The 17,503-nt window shown below is 40.5% G+C and carries 20 protein-coding genes and 1 pseudogene; 3 read left to right on the forward strand and 18 right to left on the reverse strand.

Annotated elements, in window-relative coordinates; genetic code table 11:
• Positions 1-5: 5 nt before the first annotated feature.
• Both DU53_RS12465 and DU53_RS12470 read left to right on the forward strand, forming a co-directional pair.
• On the forward strand, positions 6-473 hold the full coding sequence (locus tag DU53_RS12465; protein ID WP_201029995.1) for a hypothetical protein: 468 nt from the start codon (positions 6-8) through the stop codon (positions 471-473).
• Positions 457-972: an ATP-grasp domain-containing protein gene (locus tag DU53_RS12470; protein WP_201029996.1), complete on the forward strand. Its 516-nt coding sequence runs from the start codon at positions 457-459 to the stop codon at positions 970-972. The genes DU53_RS12465 and DU53_RS12470 overlap by 17 nt, the downstream gene beginning before the upstream one ends.
• Here DU53_RS12470 and DU53_RS04700 read toward each other — a convergent pair.
• From DU53_RS04700 to DU53_RS04780, 17 genes are all read right to left on the reverse strand, one after another.
• The gene (locus DU53_RS04700; protein WP_063727718.1) at positions 952-1,245 is read right to left on the reverse strand and encodes a hypothetical protein; all 294 of its coding nucleotides are present in this window, start codon (positions 1,243-1,245) and stop codon (positions 952-954) included. The two genes, DU53_RS12470 and DU53_RS04700, sit on opposite strands and share 21 nt — an antisense overlap.
• A gap of 118 nt (positions 1,246-1,363) precedes the next feature.
• Positions 1,364-1,729 (reverse strand): hypothetical protein, encoded by a 366-nt coding sequence (locus DU53_RS04705; RefSeq protein ID WP_063727720.1) that lies wholly within the window; start codon positions 1,727-1,729, stop codon positions 1,364-1,366.
• Complete coding sequence (locus tag DU53_RS04710) at positions 1,726-2,574, reverse strand: patatin-like phospholipase family protein (protein ID WP_063727722.1); 849 nt, start codon at positions 2,572-2,574, stop codon at positions 1,726-1,728. The genes DU53_RS04705 and DU53_RS04710 overlap by 4 nt, the downstream gene beginning before the upstream one ends.
• A 67-nt stretch (positions 2,575-2,641) precedes the next feature.
• Positions 2,642-3,484 (reverse strand): ribosome biogenesis GTPase YlqF, encoded by an 843-nt coding sequence (gene ylqF / locus DU53_RS04715; RefSeq protein ID WP_063727723.1) that lies wholly within the window; start codon positions 3,482-3,484, stop codon positions 2,642-2,644.
• Between the two features lie 93 nt (positions 3,485-3,577).
• Positions 3,578-4,381: an MBL fold metallo-hydrolase gene (locus DU53_RS04720; protein WP_082853823.1), complete on the reverse strand. Its 804-nt coding sequence runs from the start codon at positions 4,379-4,381 to the stop codon at positions 3,578-3,580.
• Positions 4,382-4,404: 23 nt separating this feature from the next.
• The gene (locus DU53_RS04725) at positions 4,405-5,604 is read right to left on the reverse strand and encodes an MFS transporter (protein ID WP_063727725.1); all 1,200 of its coding nucleotides are present in this window, start codon (positions 5,602-5,604) and stop codon (positions 4,405-4,407) included.
• Positions 5,601-6,590, reverse strand: a complete 990-nt coding sequence (locus DU53_RS04730; protein ID WP_063727728.1) for an ADP-ribosylglycohydrolase family protein — start codon at positions 6,588-6,590, stop codon at positions 5,601-5,603. Before DU53_RS04730 ends, DU53_RS04725 begins: the two co-directional genes overlap by 4 nt.
• Positions 6,591-6,609: 19 nt before the next feature.
• The gene (locus DU53_RS04735) at positions 6,610-7,668 is read right to left on the reverse strand and encodes an Ldh family oxidoreductase (protein WP_063727730.1); all 1,059 of its coding nucleotides are present in this window, start codon (positions 7,666-7,668) and stop codon (positions 6,610-6,612) included.
• The gene (locus DU53_RS04740; protein ID WP_063727731.1) at positions 7,665-7,901 is read right to left on the reverse strand and encodes a hypothetical protein; all 237 of its coding nucleotides are present in this window, start codon (positions 7,899-7,901) and stop codon (positions 7,665-7,667) included. The genes DU53_RS04735 and DU53_RS04740 overlap by 4 nt, the downstream gene beginning before the upstream one ends.
• Positions 7,885-8,643, reverse strand: coding sequence for a diacylglycerol kinase family protein (locus DU53_RS04745; RefSeq protein WP_063727734.1), 759 nt, complete (start codon positions 8,641-8,643; stop codon positions 7,885-7,887). The genes DU53_RS04740 and DU53_RS04745 overlap by 17 nt, the downstream gene beginning before the upstream one ends.
• A gap of 5 nt (positions 8,644-8,648) precedes the next feature.
• Positions 8,649-9,431: a sugar phosphate isomerase/epimerase gene (locus DU53_RS04750; protein ID WP_063727736.1), complete on the reverse strand. Its 783-nt coding sequence runs from the start codon at positions 9,429-9,431 to the stop codon at positions 8,649-8,651.
• Positions 9,428-10,657 (reverse strand): ABC transporter substrate-binding protein, encoded by a 1,230-nt coding sequence (locus DU53_RS04755; RefSeq protein ID WP_015868307.1) that lies wholly within the window; start codon positions 10,655-10,657, stop codon positions 9,428-9,430. The genes DU53_RS04750 and DU53_RS04755 overlap by 4 nt, the downstream gene beginning before the upstream one ends.
• A 25-nt stretch (positions 10,658-10,682) precedes the next feature.
• Positions 10,683-11,495, reverse strand: a complete 813-nt coding sequence (locus DU53_RS04760; protein WP_041288655.1) for a carbohydrate ABC transporter permease — start codon at positions 11,493-11,495, stop codon at positions 10,683-10,685.
• A 14-nt stretch (positions 11,496-11,509) separates the two neighbouring features.
• Entirely contained in the window at positions 11,510-12,397 is an 888-nt protein-coding gene (locus DU53_RS04765; RefSeq protein WP_063727740.1) for a carbohydrate ABC transporter permease, read from the reverse strand.
• Entirely contained in the window at positions 12,381-13,370 is a 990-nt protein-coding gene (locus DU53_RS04770; RefSeq protein WP_063727741.1) for a zinc-binding dehydrogenase, read from the reverse strand. Before DU53_RS04770 ends, DU53_RS04765 begins: the two co-directional genes overlap by 17 nt.
• A complete protein-coding gene (locus DU53_RS04775; protein WP_063727743.1) occupies positions 13,367-14,326 on the reverse strand; it encodes a sugar-binding transcriptional regulator in 960 nt (319 codons plus the stop codon). Before DU53_RS04775 ends, DU53_RS04770 begins: the two co-directional genes overlap by 4 nt.
• A 43-nt stretch (positions 14,327-14,369) precedes the next feature.
• Entirely contained in the window at positions 14,370-15,107 is a 738-nt protein-coding gene (locus tag DU53_RS04780; protein WP_015868312.1) for a class I fructose-bisphosphate aldolase, read from the reverse strand.
• A 951-nt stretch (positions 15,108-16,058) separates the two neighbouring features.
• Between DU53_RS04780 and DU53_RS04785 the strand changes: the two genes are divergently transcribed.
• Positions 16,059-16,526 carry a DUF3795 domain-containing protein gene (locus DU53_RS04785; RefSeq protein WP_063727745.1) on the forward strand — a complete coding sequence of 156 codons (468 nt, stop codon included), beginning with the start codon at positions 16,059-16,061 and terminating at the stop codon, positions 16,524-16,526.
• A gap of 544 nt (positions 16,527-17,070) precedes the next feature.
• Here the strand turns inward: DU53_RS04785 and DU53_RS04790 are convergent.
• Positions 17,071-17,503: pseudogene (locus tag DU53_RS04790) on the reverse strand (ATP-binding protein); the annotation flags it as partial.

A 17,503-nucleotide genomic window follows, 5' to 3' on the forward strand; every position in this document is an offset into this window, starting at 1 on the left:
AAAAAATGAAAGTTGCGGTGGTTTATGACCTTCCAATGAGTGAAGAAGATAAAAGGATGGTGGAAGCCGTTATTACGGCTCTCTCTAAGAAGTATGATCCTCAACCTCTTCCAATAGACGAAAAATTTATAGAAACAGTGAAAGAATATGACTTTGCTTTCAACCTCTCAACCGGTGGTGGAAAACATTCTAAACAGGTTCATGCCCCTGCAATTTTAGATAGGCTTGGAGTACCTTTCACCGGCTCATCGGCGATCGTCCACGCAATATGCGTTGATAAAAGCATAACAAAACTGATACTGGAAAAATCCGGTATCCCCACCCCAAGGTTCGTCAAGATAGATGACCCGAATAATATTCCTGAAATAGACTTTTACCCAGCTTTTGTTAAACCCTCCTGCGAAGGAAGTGCTCTCGGCATCTCCAGAGATTCCGTTGTAAAAAACCAAGAAGGAATTGAAAAAACAGGTTGAGATGATCATGAACAAATTCAATCAACCTGCGATCGTAGAAGAGTTTATAGACGGAAGAGAATTTACCGTTGGAATTATAGGTAATGGCGATGATCTGAGGGTTTTACCCATACTGGAGATCGATTTTTCAAATCTTCCTGAAGGATTGGAACGTTTTTATTCCCACAGGGTGAAACATCATTATGGGGAAAAAACGACCTACATTTGTCCTGCAAGGTTGGAAGAAAGCCAGAGAAAGAAGTTAGAAAATTACGCAAAAAGAGCCTTTAAAGCTATAGGTCTCTTTGATTTTGCACGGATTGATGTTAGAATGCGCGGCGGTGAATTTTATATAATCGAAGTTAATTCATTACCACTTCTTGTTCCTGTTTATTCAGATCTGACGAAGATGCTTAGTCCCATCGGCTGGAAGTACGAGGATCTCGTTAACTCAATTCTCGAGGCAGCGATTGCACGATACCAGAAGCCATCAGAAAACTCAAAACTCAATCTCGGATAAGGAGAATTCCACAGATTCCAGGAACCGCCATTGAGAAGTCTCAAGTCCTTTAATATCTTTCCAGTGAACCTGTGTCATGATTTCTATTTTCCTGACGTCTTTCGAAGCAAGCGAACGCTTTGCAAGCTCTATCATCCTGCATTCCATGGCCTGAAGAAGGATCTCGCTGGCGCTTTCAAATTCAATCCGGGAGGGGTCACGAAGATTAACGACGACAGTGTCGCCATCTTCAAGAAATGACACGGGTATCTGAGAAAGATATGTGGTGTTCACGTACTTTCCTTTGAAAAGCGGGAAGACTCCCGGAAAAGCCAGACAGGCTCTTGCTACATCAACTGAAGAAGCTTCATAGAGTTCAACAGTTTGTCTGGAAAGATCTATTACTTCGGCTTTAACACTGGTGTTCCCACTTAACCCTGTCAGAAATTCGTCGGCTTGCTCCCAGGTGTGGGCCGCTATCGAGGTGGACCAGAGAACACAATACTCTATCTGCTTTTTCCTTGTCCGTTTTTTTGTCTATATTCTCGCTTTTTTGCCTTCTATTTATCACACGCAGGGTTCCTTCAAATTTCTTAATAAACCCTTGAAGTCTCTTCCGGGCTTCTTCTTTACCAAAACTTTCAAAAAGAATCGCATAAAAACCAGCCAGTCCGTTAGCAATTATCTCCAATCTTTGTTTTTTTTCAGACAAAAGTTTTTCTAAAACCGGTATGGCAACTAACCCTTGAAGACAGAACCCACCGACGTGTATTCTCATTGGAACATCTCCTCAGGAAGTGTGAGATTAAGGGTTTGTTCGTAGCTCTTCTCCATGATCTCAAGACAACGGCTGAAATCGAGACTATCTATATCTTGGACAGGTGGACGAATTATAAAATCTGCTTCTTTCCTTAAAAAAGAAAGAATTCTGTTCTCGCATATAAGATTCATCGCGTTCAACAAAGCGTTTGAAGTTTCGGGGATGGTGATTGGATAGCTTTTTCCAGATAAATCAACCGCAACCACATAATCAGCCCCAAGGTCTCTTGCAATATCTGCCGGTAGATTGTTCAGCGTACCGCCATCAGCCATGATGCTGTTTTCAAGTACGACCGGAGGGAAGATTCCGGGGATTGCCATGGATGCTTGGAGCGCCTGAAAAAGTTTCCCTGAAGAATGAAGGATAGTTTTGCCGGATTTTAGATCGGTAGATACGCAGTGAAACTCAATCAGTAAATCTTCAAAGTGTAGTTTGCCAAGATATTTCCGGAAAACCCTGAAATACAATTTTGATGGTAAAACAGAAGATTTCTTTGCCATGTAGGAACAGCTTATCTTCACAAGAAGACGATTGCGACCATAGGAGACTGAAGAAAAATTAAAAGGAAAAAACTTAGCGGCGCGCTTGTAGATTTTCACCGAATAGTCCCAGAGAAGTTCTGCATCTTTCAGGACAGCATATCCAGCTCCGACGACGGCACCAATACTCACACCAATTATCGCATCGGGAACAAATCCTCTTTCCTCAAGAGCACGAATCACGCCAACGTGCGCAGAACCTCTTGCGCCTCCACCACTCAGCACAAGAAATTTACGAGATTTCTTCTCCCCTTTTTTTCTCATTTTTCTTTTCCCCTAACCAGACTCCCAAGATGGTTTCGTACAAACGTTTTGCAGTTATTTTGAAATGTTATCGTTCTCCTCCCTTTTGAGACACAAGTTGCTCAATTTCTTCAGGGGTTTCATAAGAAAAGCGACCTAACTTGCCATTAGCAAGTTCTCTGAGGAAAGTAAATGCTCCGCGCTCGAGATCCAATTCTCCTTTAGACTGAAGAAACCTTCTCTTTTTTGTAAAGGTTTCAAGGAATTCGAATGGATCATCGGTATTTATGTCAATAAGACCGGATAATACTGCCGTTCCATAACGTTCAGTAAGTAACGTGAAAACATCCTTGAAAGCTTCCAGAATATCAAGTTTTTCCAGCGGAAGTGAACCGACTGCGGCGAGTTTAGTAATTATCGAAGGACTATGGAGCCGCGTGTACAGAATACCCGGGGTATCTAAAACCATAAGCTGCTTACTGACGGTAATCCATTGAACTCCCCTGGTAACACCGGGGGTATTTCCTACAGCAAGAGACTTTTTCCCCTTCAAGCGGTTTATGAACGTCGACTTTCCAACGTTTGGTATTCCAACTATTATGATTCTTTTTTCGGCATATCGACTTTTTATGAGAGGAAAGACCTTTTTTGTAAGGAATCTTCTAGCATCCGCACTTTTTAGATTGATTTTAAGAATAGGGACGTTACCTTTTAAAAAGTATTTCTGCCATCTGGAGGTGATGGCCGGGTCGGCGAGGTCTTCTTTATTGAGCACGAGGATTCTTTGTTTATTCCCAAAGAGCTTTTCATATTCATATGCTCTACTTGTATATGGAATGCGTGCATCTACCAATTCAACGATCGCATCGACAATCTTCAGATGTTTCTGAATGTTTTTCTTTGCTTTTTCAATATGTCCCGGGTACCACAAAGCATTATACCCCCTGACGGATTATATAGTGGTTTTAACTGTACATGCAAAGAGAATATACCACAAATACCAGAATGAAGTGGAAAACGAATTTTATCGGATCTCAATAAATCCGCCAGAAAGGCATTCGTTAACTTGTGAGTTGAAAATCTCTTTCAGGATTTTAATGGCTTTATCACCTGTACAATGGCACGGATAAAGACTTTCAAGCTTGAAAGCTTTTAGAGATTCGGCAATCTTATAAAGTTCTTCGTCTGTTTTTTTTATAAGATGAAATCCTCCAACTACCGCTTTTATCTTTTTGTCCTTAGGCAAACGCGACATTATGTTTATTATTCCACGGTGAGAACATCCGGTGATTATAATTGTGCCTTCAGGAGATTCAAGAGAGAGATATAGCTCTTCTTCAAAAAAATCTCGTTTTAATTTCTTCGATTCATCTTCAACTTTAAATTTCTCTTCTGGTTGCTCAAAACTTATCATAGGTACGGCTGTTAAAAGCTGAATGCCATCGAAGATTTCAGAATCCTTTTCTATCGTTTGAAACTTACCGCCCAGCTTTTCGTAATAATCTATGGTGTGTTCGAGACCTATGTACTTCCCTCCGCCGTATTTATGGTTGAAGAATCCATTTCCAATGAAAATCCGCTTGGGACCGGTTTCCCTCAATAATGATTCCAACCCATTTCCATGATCATAGTGTCCGTGACTTATAACCACAGCATCTATGTTTCTAAGATCCAATCCAAGTTTTCTGGCATTTTTGAGAAAGACATCACTTTGACCGGTGTCGAAGATAATTTTTTTGTCTCTGAATTCAATCAAGGCACTGAATCCATGTTCCGATTCAAATCCGGCTTTAGCCTTATCATTTATTAGAATCCATATTTTCAACATTTTTCACCTTCTCTTTGTGATTTTCAGGGGCTTACAGTTTGATTTTTCTTATTCTTACCAATTGGAAAAGATGATATATAAAATGCACTGATGTTAGCCAAAACAAGGCTGAGAGAAATGACCACAAACATCCATTGATACCCTCTGCTGTCGATTACACTACCGATCAGACTTACAGAGATAGATTGGGAAATAACCACAATTACGCTGTTTATCCCAAATACTTTTCCTTGATCGATTTCAGAAACCATAGTTGAGAGTATAGAGGAATTTAAGGAGTATAAAAAACCTGTTGCTATGCTCAACGTGATGAAGCATGCTATTGCAAACACTGATGTTGCAGAGGCAGTTAAAATGGAGTGATAGAAAAGCGCTATAACCGCTGAAAACGAAGTGATTGTAGTTAACGAAATTATAAACAGCCTTTTTTGCCCGATTATTTTGCTGAACTTTCCGGTAGCGAAAGATACGATACCACTAAAAAAGGTGGAAGCTCCAATCCATGCTGAGGCCGTCCCTATATTCATGCTTGCCTCAGAATTCAAAAAAGAGGTTAAATAAGGGAAAAGCCCTCCAAGGGCGAACCATAACCCAAATTCCATTATGAAATAAGCCAGTAGTCCTGGATATTTTCTGAGAACATTGAAAGAATTGCTGTTCTTTTGTCCTGCTTCAAATTCCGAGAACTTTACAGGGTGCTTTTTGGTGTATATCATCGTGGGGGCTATAGAAATCAACACAACTATTCCCAAAACCAGGAAAGTCAGATTTGGTTTAGAATCATAGATAGCTCTTATAAACAACGATGTGATGAAAGTGGAAAGGCTCATTACTCCTGTCACAAAGCCATAATTTCTATCTTTGCTTTCGATGGTGCTATAGTCACTTACCAGTGCGGAATAAGGAGTTAAAAAACTGTAAGCACTGGCTACAAGGATAACCGCTGATATTCCTTTTAACACCAGCGAGTGTAATGTCAACCCAATTATTCCCAGTGATGCCATCAACGTTATGGCAAAAATAAAAGGCGTTCTCTTCCTGATCCTATCGCTGAGAAAGCCTAGCAATGGGCTTAGAAAAATCGTTGAAAGCATTCCCAGAGAAATAAGCTGTCCGGGTATGGATTGTGAGCCAAATTGCGCGGAAAGATAGGGAATGAGTATCAAATTGAATATCCCAAATATAACACCTACACTGATTATTCCCAGAGAGATCACTATCATTTTTTACCCCCAAGCATTTCTTGAACCATTTTAGCGTATCTTTCTAGATTCAGGTTGTTAATTCGAAGTACCTCTTCGACGACTTCGTTGGGAATATTGTGACCTCTGCTGTAAAGACAGGAAAGAGCTCCAGAAATCGCTGCTATGGTGTCGGTATCTCCACCAATAGAAGCACCAATCCGTATTGAAAGCCACGTATCATCTCTTGCGTAGGCAAAGATTGATACTGCTGCGGGAACCACTTCATTAGATTCCATATTAGTTCCAATAACATCATATATAAAAGACATTACCTCTTCTGGTGAATGGAGATTACTTATTTTATCCAGCGCATATCTTATCCTCTCACCTGTGGATGCTCCCACAAACTCATTGCCCGATATCTCTCTGCCTATTTTTGCACCTTCAAGAATTGACTCGAGTATCTCATCGAAAGAAGCGCCCATAACAGCGGTATGAAAACCAAAACCAAGACTCATGGCTGCTTCTAAAGCTATATTTGTATTATGAGTGGGAATAGAGCACGCGCGTATAGCTTCTTTGAGTTTTTCCTTGTTGCCCTTCTCAACGCTGAGTGCCGGTGCCAAAACCCTCATAGCGGCTCCACATGTCGTTCCACCTGTACCTGCTTTTTCAGGATTTTCACCGTCCTGTATCTTCTTCAGCGCTTTTAGAGAGCTTGGCCCGATATATCCTTTCTCATCTGCATGGGTCTCTTCTATCCAGCGACGAAGTCCTTCGACTGTCCCTTCAACTGTTACCCCTTTCTTTTCATAAAATGTCTCGAGCAGATAAAGCACCTGTTCTGTATCATCTGTTATCTGCCCTTTTTTCAAGTTTTTGTGAATAAGAGAAATTGAAGGGTCGATCAATGTATCGATCAAACCAAATCTATTACGTATCATTTTCAAGGTCATGAATTCAGTGGGCATCCCCATAGCGTCTCCGACTGCAAAGGCTTCAAGAACTTGCTTAAAAATGAGCACTTTATCTTTCCTCTCCTCTCTACCAGGGAATGTCTAAATTTTCAGCGATTTTTCTCAATTCATAATATGTAGGTTCGTCAATCTCCACTCCGCATTCGAGTGATTTCTCGCGTTTTTCATATTCTTTTTCTCCGTGCACATAAATCCTTTCTTTTCCATCCGCTTTTTTAGCGTTTCTCAAACTGTTTATCAACTCCATCGCATGTTCCTTTATTTTCTCAGGATTGCCGAAAATCGCCGGGTCAAGCGCGGCAAAAAAGTGTGTTATTTTACCTTTTCCTTTATAAGTATCGTAACTGAAAGAACCAAGTGACAACCCCGAAGTCAGAAGCTCAACCAGAAGCACCAATCCATAACCTTTATGACCGCTAAATTCTTCCCCTTCTCCACCCAAAGGCAGAAGTCCTCCGCCTTTTCTCTGTTTTAAATTAGAAAGAACTTTTTCTGGATCTGTTGTTGTATGCCCCGTTTCATCTACGGCCCAGCCTTTCGGAATCTTTTTGTTCAATCTGGAATACACTTCCAGTTTTCCCCGGGGCGCAACACTTGTTGCCATATCTATGAGTATCGGATATTTTTCACTCGTTGGAAAAGCAAAAGCTATTGGGTTTGTTCCAAGAAGGGCTTCCTTCGAGAATGTATGAACAACCAGGGGGGCTGTATTGGTGAGTGATATTCCTACTAAACCCATTTTCACAGCCATTTCAGCGTAATATCCAGCTATTCCATAGTGGTTTGAATTTCGGACGGTTGCCATTCCAATTCCGTATTTTTTCGCTTTTTCTATGACCTTTTCCATTGAAAATTTAGCAATGTGTTGTCCTACCCCGTTGTTTCCGTCTATAACTAAAGAAACAGGAGTTTCAAAGATTATTTCCGGTTCACCATTCGGATCTATAATCCCTTCTTTTATATGATTTACGTATCGTTTTAACCTTGCTACTCCGTGTGACGATATTCCCCTCATATCTGCTTCAACGAGTACTTCGGCAACCACTCTCGCCTTTTCATCGTCGCATCCCATCTTTTTCATCACATCAGCGGTAAAGTTCATTAACTTTTCTCTTTTTATCTTCATTTTTTCCACCCCACTGGCCAACCAGCTTTTTGGCTACCTGAAAGGACTTTAACACATTTTCTGAGCCCTTGCAGTTTTATCGGGTAGTCACATTCACACATTGGGTTTCCGTCAAGTACGATGTACACACCTCTCTTAATTCCAGATACCTCGATGGTTTCCCCATCTCTAAAAAGGATTTGCTCGATGAGTACAGGATCCTCCAGATCGTGCTCTTTAAGGTATGAATCCACAATAACCCTGTTTGAGATAGTCAGGATTCCGACTGATTTGAAAAAAGAAGCCCAGGAAAGTTTTCCTGTAACTGCTTTTCCTATATAGAATTCCGAAAAATTCAAAGGAGATGCTATAATTTGCGCAACTTTTTTTGAGCTGAGAGAAATTCTCCTGCCGTTTTTCAAAATCATCCAGTTCTTCTGCTATATCGTCGCAGGGTATTATCTCAACTTTCCTGCCGGATTCCAGAAAATCTTTTACGCTGAGATTAACCATCTTTCCATTCAACGTTCCCAGAAAAGTATCCCCAAAAACGACATCGATAAATGCATAACCTATGTGCTCGTTCCCTTTCCAGACCTTCAGACAATCCACGAAGTCTATATGTGAAGGCTTTTCTATATTTTCCAATGAAAAGCGGACGAGGGGACCGACATTTGCGGTCCCCCCGGCTATACCCATTATGGGGGTGTTTAATTTTTCATCAATGAGCGTTGCAGCAATGAAATTGGCCGTGCCGTCTCCTCCAACACTTACTATAACGTCTGAACATTTTGAGAGCTCAATCGTTAATTCCCTGATCGCGCTTTTAAAATCGCTTGAAACAATGTCAACTATCTTAACGTCTTCCAGGAAATCTCCACCAAATCTACCCGAACCAGTAACTATCTCATCGAATACTTCTTTTAGCTTCGATATCCTTTTTCTTATATATTCGAATTTACCAGCCGATGTGTTTACTATCACTCCAGCTCTCAAGCATGTCACCCCTGCAAATTCGTTAAAAACTTCAACACGGCCTTCATCTTCTCCACCGGTTCTTCAAGGAAGTATCTGTAGGATGGTTCTACGGTGAAGAACCCGGAAAATCCCTTTTCCTGCAAAATAGAAACGATTTTTACCCAATCGAGATCTCCTTCGTTCGGCAGAATATGTTTGGCTTCACCTTTATGATCACTTGCATGAATGTGTATCACATCCAGTTTTTTCAGCATCTCCACGGGATCTTGATCGGACTCAACCGCTTCTGTTGTATCAAGCATTGGAAAAATATTCTCATGGTTCACAGCACGAATTACCTGCAGCATCTCTTCAGGTGTACGCCCGCCCTTTGGTGAATTTTCAAGAGCAATTTTTACGCCGTTTTCCTTGGACTTTTCGCATAGATATCTCATATTATCCATTATAGGGGTGTAAAATAATCTTTCCGTGGTTTCATTACCAAAATAGGGCGGATGAATGACAATGACTTCCGTTCCGAGGGTTTCCGCAAGTGTGGTGATATTGTCTATCAGAGTTTTTGCTTCCCTCACCATTCCGGGATAAGGGTTGTAAAACATCGAGAAAAAGACAAGCGGGAAGTGTATGGAGGCAACTTTTATCTTCACTCTGCTCGTTATTTCTTTCGCAAAGCAAGGTTTTGTTTCCTCCATACACTGAGGCATTAATTCTGCATACTGAAATCCCGCTTCTTCTACAATTTTTAAAGAATCAAGACTGTTTCTCGGAAACAAGGCTGCAGTCGAAAATGACAGGTTCATTTTCATTCGTTTTCTATCTCCTTCTTAAGCTTTTCTGCTGCTTCTTTCATTGCCTCTTCTGGTGTTAATATACCCCTCTCGATCTTGTCGAGGTATTCGTATAATAGATAGTCCATTGTTCCCATCTGTTCAAAATGCCAGTAAGCTTTTCCATATTTCATCTGTTCAAAAGCAACTCTATAATCTGGGTTTTCTTCCATGAATTTTTTAACCTCAGGTACTTCCAAAACAGATTCTCTTATAGGAATATAACCGGTCTTTATACAGAATTCACCGAGATTCTCGGGTGATACGAGCCATTTTATGAGTTTCCACATGGCGTCATCTTCCTCTTTGCTGTGAGGGAACATAACGAGAACAGCTCCACCTATCGGAATAGCCCTTTTAACCTTCTTTGGAAGGAATGCGACTCCAACCTCAAAGGGCAGTTTTCCGCACCATTTTCCTATCCTTGAAGAGCTTCCCATATAAAAACCGAGGGTTCCAGATATAAACTGTTTGTCAGCTAAATTATGCATTCCGACGGGCATTGCCTTTTCATCGATTAATTTCTTCCAGAAAGCAGCGGCTTCTACCCCTTTCGGACCATCGAAGAGAGGGGTCATAGTATCTGCATCTATTATTTCACAATCATTCTGGAACAGCATTGCTTTGAAAAGCCATGGAGTGTCTTTAATATTCAATCCCCATACGTCTGGTTCACCATCGCCGTTCAGGTCCTTTGTTATTTTCTTGGCGTATTCCAGTAATTCCTCCCATGTCTCGGGCGGTCTGTTGGGATCGAGTCCGGCTTCTTCCATAAGTTTCTTGTTGTATATGAGAACCGGGGTACTTATGTTGTATGGTATAGCACATATTCTACCCTTGTACTTTGCATAATCCCAGGCGACATCATAGAAATCACTAATATCAAAATCAGGATCGTACAACATATACTCGAGTATCTTGTAATTCCCATAAGCACCTGTGAATATTGGACCGGCAGGAATTATTCCTCCATTCGGAAGGCTCTTGGTTACCAATGCCGACATAACCTTTTGAGCAGTTTCTCTGTATTTTCCAGTGTAAACAAGCTTTACCTTTATATCCGGATGAGCCTTATCGAACCTCTCGACAATCTCTTTCAATACCTGCCCTTTTGTTCCGCTCAAAGGATACCAGAACACGATCTCCACAGAAAGCACCGTAATTGTGAAAAGAACCAACAACCCCACTAAAAGAAGCTTTCTCATAACAAAACACCTCCTCCTTTAGAGTTCAAAACTTCAAACCGGTTAACGTTGTGGATTTAACCAGATATCTCTCGGCCAATATATATACAATTAATACAGGAACAATAGCCATCAGTGATGCGGCCATCATCAAGTTATACTGTGTACCGCCTTCTTCTACAAAATATTTGAGACCTATCGGCAGGGTTCTCATTTCAGGAGAATTGGTAACTACAAGTGGCCACAAATAACTTCTCCAGTATGTCAGGAATACAAAAAGGGAAATCGTTCCTATGGGAGCTTTAGAGTTTGGAACAATGACGTTAAAAAGGATTCTGAAGTAGCCACAACCATCTATCTTTGCAGCATCTTCAAGATCTTTGGGAATCGTTACAAAGAATTGTCTGAGGAAAAATATGGAGAACCCACTGTAAAGAAACGGAACAATAAGTCCCTGATAGGTATCAATCCATCCGAGCTTGTACACAATGATAAAAGTGGGTATTAGAGTGACCTGGAACGGCATTATCATTGTCGATAGAAGAAAGATCATTATTGGGATCTTTCCTGGAAAGTGCAACCTTGCTAAAGCATAAGCCGCCAGTATAGCTAAGAAAACCTGACCAAAGGTTATTGCAAAAGTCACTATAATGCTGTTCAGATAATATCTCCCGAAGGGGATCATCTCAAGAACTCTGGAGAAATTTTCAAAGGTCCAGGTTGATGGCAGCCATTTTGGGGGATAGGAGAAAACATCCATATCCGTTTTGAAAGCAGATAAAAACATCCAAACAAAAGGAAAAATCATGAGCATAGCACCGATCAAAAGTATCAAATGTATGTACCATGTCTTCTTCATTCCCATCACCCCGCTCAAGAATACTCAACGGATTTTCTGCCAAGTCTCTTTTGGACTTGTGTCAAAGCAATAACCATGCCAAACAGAATCAACGCCGCTGCAGATGCCCTTCCCATCTTGTAATTTTCAAAAGCTTGCTGGTATATGTAAAACACCATCACACCGGTACTGTACAAAGGACCACCTTTAGGTGTCATTACAGATATCTGTGCGAAGACCTTAAACGAATTAATAATCCCCATAAGTACAACAAAGTAAACGATCGGAGAGAGAAGGGGAAGAGTAATTTTGAAAAAGGTTTGCCTTGAATTGGCACCATCTATGTAAGCAGCCTCTATCAAATGATTTGGTATAGATTGAAGCCCTGCAAGGAATATGATGATATCGTAACCAAGCCCTTTCCAGAGAGAAAACAGGATTACAGACGGCATTGCCCAATTTGGATCATACAACCATTTTATGGGCTTCAAACCTACAAAAGACAAAATTTGGTTGAACGGACCAAAAGTTGGGTCGAAAAGCCATATCCATATGAGTGCCACCGCAACCATAGGTGTTACCACAGGTGCAAAATAAGATACTCTGTAGAATTTCTTCATTCTGATCTTCTTGTCAAGCAAAACGGCAATAAAAAGTGATATCACAAGATCAAGCGGTATCTTCACACAGGCAAAGTAGAATGTGTTCCTTATTGATTTGAGAAACTTTTCATCACTGAAGATATAGATATAGTTTTTCAAACCAACGAACCTTTTAACAGGGCTTACGAAATCCCAGTTGGTGAAACTGACGTAAAATACCACGATCATGGGAATTATCATGAAAATGGTGGCAAGTACCAATGTCGGTGAAAGGCACACATAAGCGGTTATGGTTTCGCGAAGCTTACGCTTTTTCATCATTTTCCCACATCCTCAGTGAGATTTTCATACACTCCTTGTCCATAGCTTTTTCAAAAGCCTTGTCGTATTCAGATACTGAGTAACTGTGCGTAACAAGCTTTGAATAAAGCTCATTTTCTATTCCAAGTTCTTCAAGTGCTTCAGCAAAATCGGGCAAGCTATATCCGAAGCTTCCGCTAACGACTATTTCCCTGTAATGTAGATGGAATGGATTTAATGTGAGCCTCTTATCCTTCGGGTAACCACCGAATAGTAGCAAACTCCCGCCATCCCGCATCAAATCCATGTACTGGAAAGGTTCATCTATGGTTGCGGCAATCACTACCATATCGTAGCCTTTTTCTTTAAGAGCATCAGGTTCCATGACATCAAGCCCCATATCTTTCAAAAAAGAAGCTCTCCACTCGAAAGGTTCTACAATCCTGACAGATGTTCCCCTAACGCTTAAATAAATGGCAAAAAGCGTTCCCATAACTCCTCCGCCAACTATCAGAACACGTTCGGGAACACCAAACTTTCTAACCGTACCAATTACGCACGCAAGAGGCTCTGCCAGTACTACCTGTTTTCCCGGTTTCTCTATCTTGAAAAGACCCCTCAAACTATGATTCGCAGGAACTGTTATGTACTGTGCAAAACAGCCGCTCGGAAGATATGTCTTATTCTTACAAAGCTCGGGAAGCCCTTTTCTGCATTTTTCACAGACACCGCATTCACCGTACGGAGCGACCGCAACATAATCACCGACTTCGAGATGTTCTACAAAAGCAGGTTTTTCCACGACAATTCCGTAACATTCGTGCCCCAGTATCGTTGGCGGTTTAAAAAGATGATGCCCTCGCAAAAAGGTTTTAATATCGGTCCCACATATGCCTGTTTCCAAAACCTTGATGACTACACCGTCTTCATTCTTTGGTTCCTCAATATCCCTCAACTCAAGTTTCTTAGGTCCTAAATAGAAGAGTGCCTTCATTCCCCTCTCTCCTCTCTCAGCTTCTCAAGGACAAAATTAGCCGTTATGGAATCTGTTACAAGCACATTAAAATACCCTTTCTTAGAAGCTGTTATTATTCCATCCACTTTCTTTTCTCCACCGCACAAACATATTCTCAGAGGCACTTTTAGAAGATCATCTATATTTATGCCGAGGATAAGCTTATTCAGTGAAGACTTGCAGATTTCGCCATTTTTATTGAAAAATCTGGCTAAGATATCACCAACAGCCTTCTCCCTTATGAGATCTATTATCATTGAACTATCGATTTCGGACTTTATAATCTCAGAATCATGAATGGGCTTTCCAAGACCGAAGATAGCAACATCCAATCTTCTCCACATTTCCAGAACGTTTAAAACCTGTTTTTCTTTAAGAAATAACTCAAATGTATTCTTATCCGCAAAAAACGCCGGAGCATTGAGGTACATAACCTGAGCTTTGAAGATCTCCGCAGCTTTTTCAACAAGGGAATTAACCTGATAATACTTAACTGACTGTCCTGTTCCCCCAATAAGAGGAATGAACAAACTTGAAAAATGGGAATCTGTGCTGTTTAGGGATTGCACAGTCCTAAACATAGTTCTTCCCCAACCCCAGCCTACAATCTGACCGTTCCTCAACGTTCTGGATATAAACTCAGCACCGGCTTTTGCAACCCTTTTTAGAATGTCTTCCTCATTCCTCTCAATTGTCTCTGTTACTATCACATCCATTAGATTCAAGCGCTCTTTCAGGGATTTCGAGAGAAACTCCTTACTCTCAACGTCAGGCGCTTTCAACTTTATCTCAACCATCCCAACATCCCGTGCATAAGTTAAAAGCCTCGATACTTTTGGCCGGGATATACCAAGGCGATTGGCAATCTGTTGCTGGGTTAGACCATCAAGGTAATAAAGCCGCGCAACACGATACGCAAGTTCGTTTAAATCCATTCCGCTAAACTCCTTTGTCTCACATCATTTTCTAATTACACTTTTAACCATGTACGATCTTTGAGAGCTCTTTTACGTATTTCATGGGATCCTCTGCCTGAAAGACATTTCGACCAAAGGCAACTCCCTTTGCTCCAAGTTGAATTGCCTCACTTGCCATAACAAATGCATCCTTATCCTTCGGTCCACCAGCAATTACCACCGGTATCGCAACTGAATCAACGATGGTGCGGAAAGAGTCATTTCCAGTGTAGTAGACTTTCAGTACATCAGCACCGAGTTCATATGCAGCCCTTGCACCGGTTGAAATATACGTTGGATCTGTAAAATGCTCAAGATCCTGCGGCAGCATTTCAACAATCAATGGCAGACCACACTTATCACAGGCTTCAGCAACATGCCCGATCAGTTCAAGAGATTTGCTTTCGCCAGGTCCACAGATAAAGCCCATAACGATAACCGCATCTGCACCTATCGAAAGGGCGTGTTCGACAGATGTTGTGAGTCGGTGATAATCGAAAGAAGGGCTGTAATTTGTCGATGCACCGGTGATCCTTACTATAACAGAAGTTTTGCCCGCGAGAAGATCATAATGTTTTGCAACAATTCCCGGATTCAATATCAAAGCATCAGGACCACCTGCAACAATCTTTCTTAAGGTTTCCGGCATGTTTGAAATGCCAGGTAATGGCCCCTGAAACTGCCCATGATCGAGCGCTACGATAACCGTTTTACCATCGTCCTTAAAAATTCTATTCAACCTCAATGCTTTTCCTGACATCTGCATCTCCTCCTGCACATTTGTGCTGAACATTCGTTCACATGTTAACCTTATAATATTTCATTTTGCTTTCAAAATCGTAAATAGTCTAATCGCGTGGCTCCAAAACCTCATTTCAAGCACTATAAACTTATATCACTGCGGGCACAAAAACAATGTAAAGAAGGCATTATCTTGAGTCCTTAGACAAAATATTAATAAAAAAACAATATCCTGGTATATACTCCATGCTAAGCATTTTAATTGAGCACGTTTTCCTGTACGTTTTTTGTTCTTTAGCGGGTTACTAAGTTTGTACATCTCTTGTTTTATGTGAGTGTTAGCTGGTTTATAAGAAGTTGTTCAACCTATGAAAGACTAAATGAGAAAGAGTCATCGAAAAAGTTTTTTCCTGTTCTTCCGAATTTTTACTGATTTAACCAGTGAAGAGAAGGAGAATCAAAGCAGAAAAAACTATGACAAGGCAAATAGAGTCAAGGGAATTATGTATTGAGAATGCTCATTTAAACCGCTAAAGTTGCGAATTCTCAACATTCTTCATATCCAACCTCTTTATTCTCTCACTCACCTTTCCTGGTACTCGAGAAAATCATCCTTTTTTGAGCGGATTTATTTTTGCCGCAACGCTTCCTTTTCGAGTAGATTTTTTATGAGGAATTTCGTGAACTTGATTTTTTGCTTTTTTTTTGCTATATATTGTGATGTTAAACGCTTATAAACTCTGACAGCCAAAAAAGTTAAAACTATGTGGAAGGATTTTCTGAAATAATGACCCTCATTTTTACCTTATACCTTTAAAAAAGAAGCTTTGAGTGCAAAAAAATGTATATCAGCAATACTACGCATATACCACCAAACAAGTAATATATTCGTATTGCGAATATAGATAAGTCATACAAATTCAGAGGTAATGATTTTTAAATACAAACTACGTTCTTTAGGGGGATTAAAATGGTTAACAAAAATCTGGTTGGGCGATGTGGGTTATATTGTGGAGCATGCATTATTTATAGAGCTTACAAAGATGGCTCTCAAAAACTTAAAGAAGGCATCGCAAAAGACAACAATTGTAAGCCGGAAGATGTTAAATGCGAAGGTTGTCAATTGGTTTTAACTTCTGGATGGGAGAATGATAATATTTGGGGAAGAAATTGTGTAATTGTAAAATGCTTGGAAGGGAAAAAACTAGATTTTTGTTTTCAATGTGATAATTATCCTGATTGCAGTAAATTTCAAAAATGGTATGGTGTATTCAAAAAGTATGGGGAAGATCTCATAAACAATTTAAAACAAATTAAGAATGGACAAATTGAGGAATGGTTAAAAGAGGAAGAGGAAAAATGGAAGTGTAAAAATTGCGGAAAGCCTATATCAATGGTTTTAAACAAATGTCATTGGTGTGGGAAAGAAATCGATTAATGTTTACTACGTTACTCTGACTTCGTATAACAGGGTATTTCCGCGGCGCTCCTAATGTAGCTTGTCCTTTGGGATATGTTCTCAGTTACAAAGCCTGCAATTAGTGAAGTTAGTATGGCGATTGACAAGCTTTGTGACAGGACTGGCGACACGAACACGTCAGAAATACCCAGCACGTTGTATAAAGCCAATAGGTTTTTGAGGCCACAAGAAATTGACCCAATCCACTTCTAGCACCTAAAATTCCCATTCTGTAACTCCTTCCGGGCATATGAGAATCAAATCATTGTGTGTAATTCTGTTTAACAATGTCATGGCTAGGGGTTTGTTATGGAAATTTTTTGCCCATTTTGAATCCCTTTGAGCTCGCACACGTTTTTTGCCCCTTGTCCACCTCCTTGAATAAATTGATTCTATTATCCTGCCCAAGAAGGTGTTTTTTACCAGGGGAAGGGGACGGCTTTATTTGATCATATACATGTTTTTGGCAATATAAAAATCCAGCGTTTGGAAAAATAAAAAACCAGCACCCGGGGTAAAAAAATTAAGCCTTAATACTCGAATGTTCCAATCGGTAACTCTTGCCTGTAAACACCAATAAATGGCAATGGTGAATCAATCTGTCTATTATGGCACTGGTGAGTTTCTCATCGTAGAATACCCCATTCCATTTGCTGAATTCGAGGTTCGTTGTGATTATTACGCTGTTCCTCTCATATCTTTCCGCAATCACTTGAAACAAGAGTTGCGCTCCTTCTCGGTCTAAAGGTATGTAACCCCATTCGTCGCATATGAGCAAATCTGTCTTTCTGAGTGTCTTCAAGAATCTCTTCAATGTTCCGTTGCTTTTTGCTTCCACAAGTTCGTTTACCAGTGTGGCCGTTCTGTAAAATCTGACTTTCTTTCCCGGTTACAAGCTGCGATACCTATGCTGTTGCCATGTGTTGTTTTCCTGTTCCTACAGGACCATACAGTAT

Origin of the sequence: Kosmotoga sp. DU53 (assembly GCF_001639905.1) — a bacterium.
Lineage (GTDB): Bacteria > Thermotogota > Thermotogae > Petrotogales > Kosmotogaceae > Kosmotoga > Kosmotoga olearia.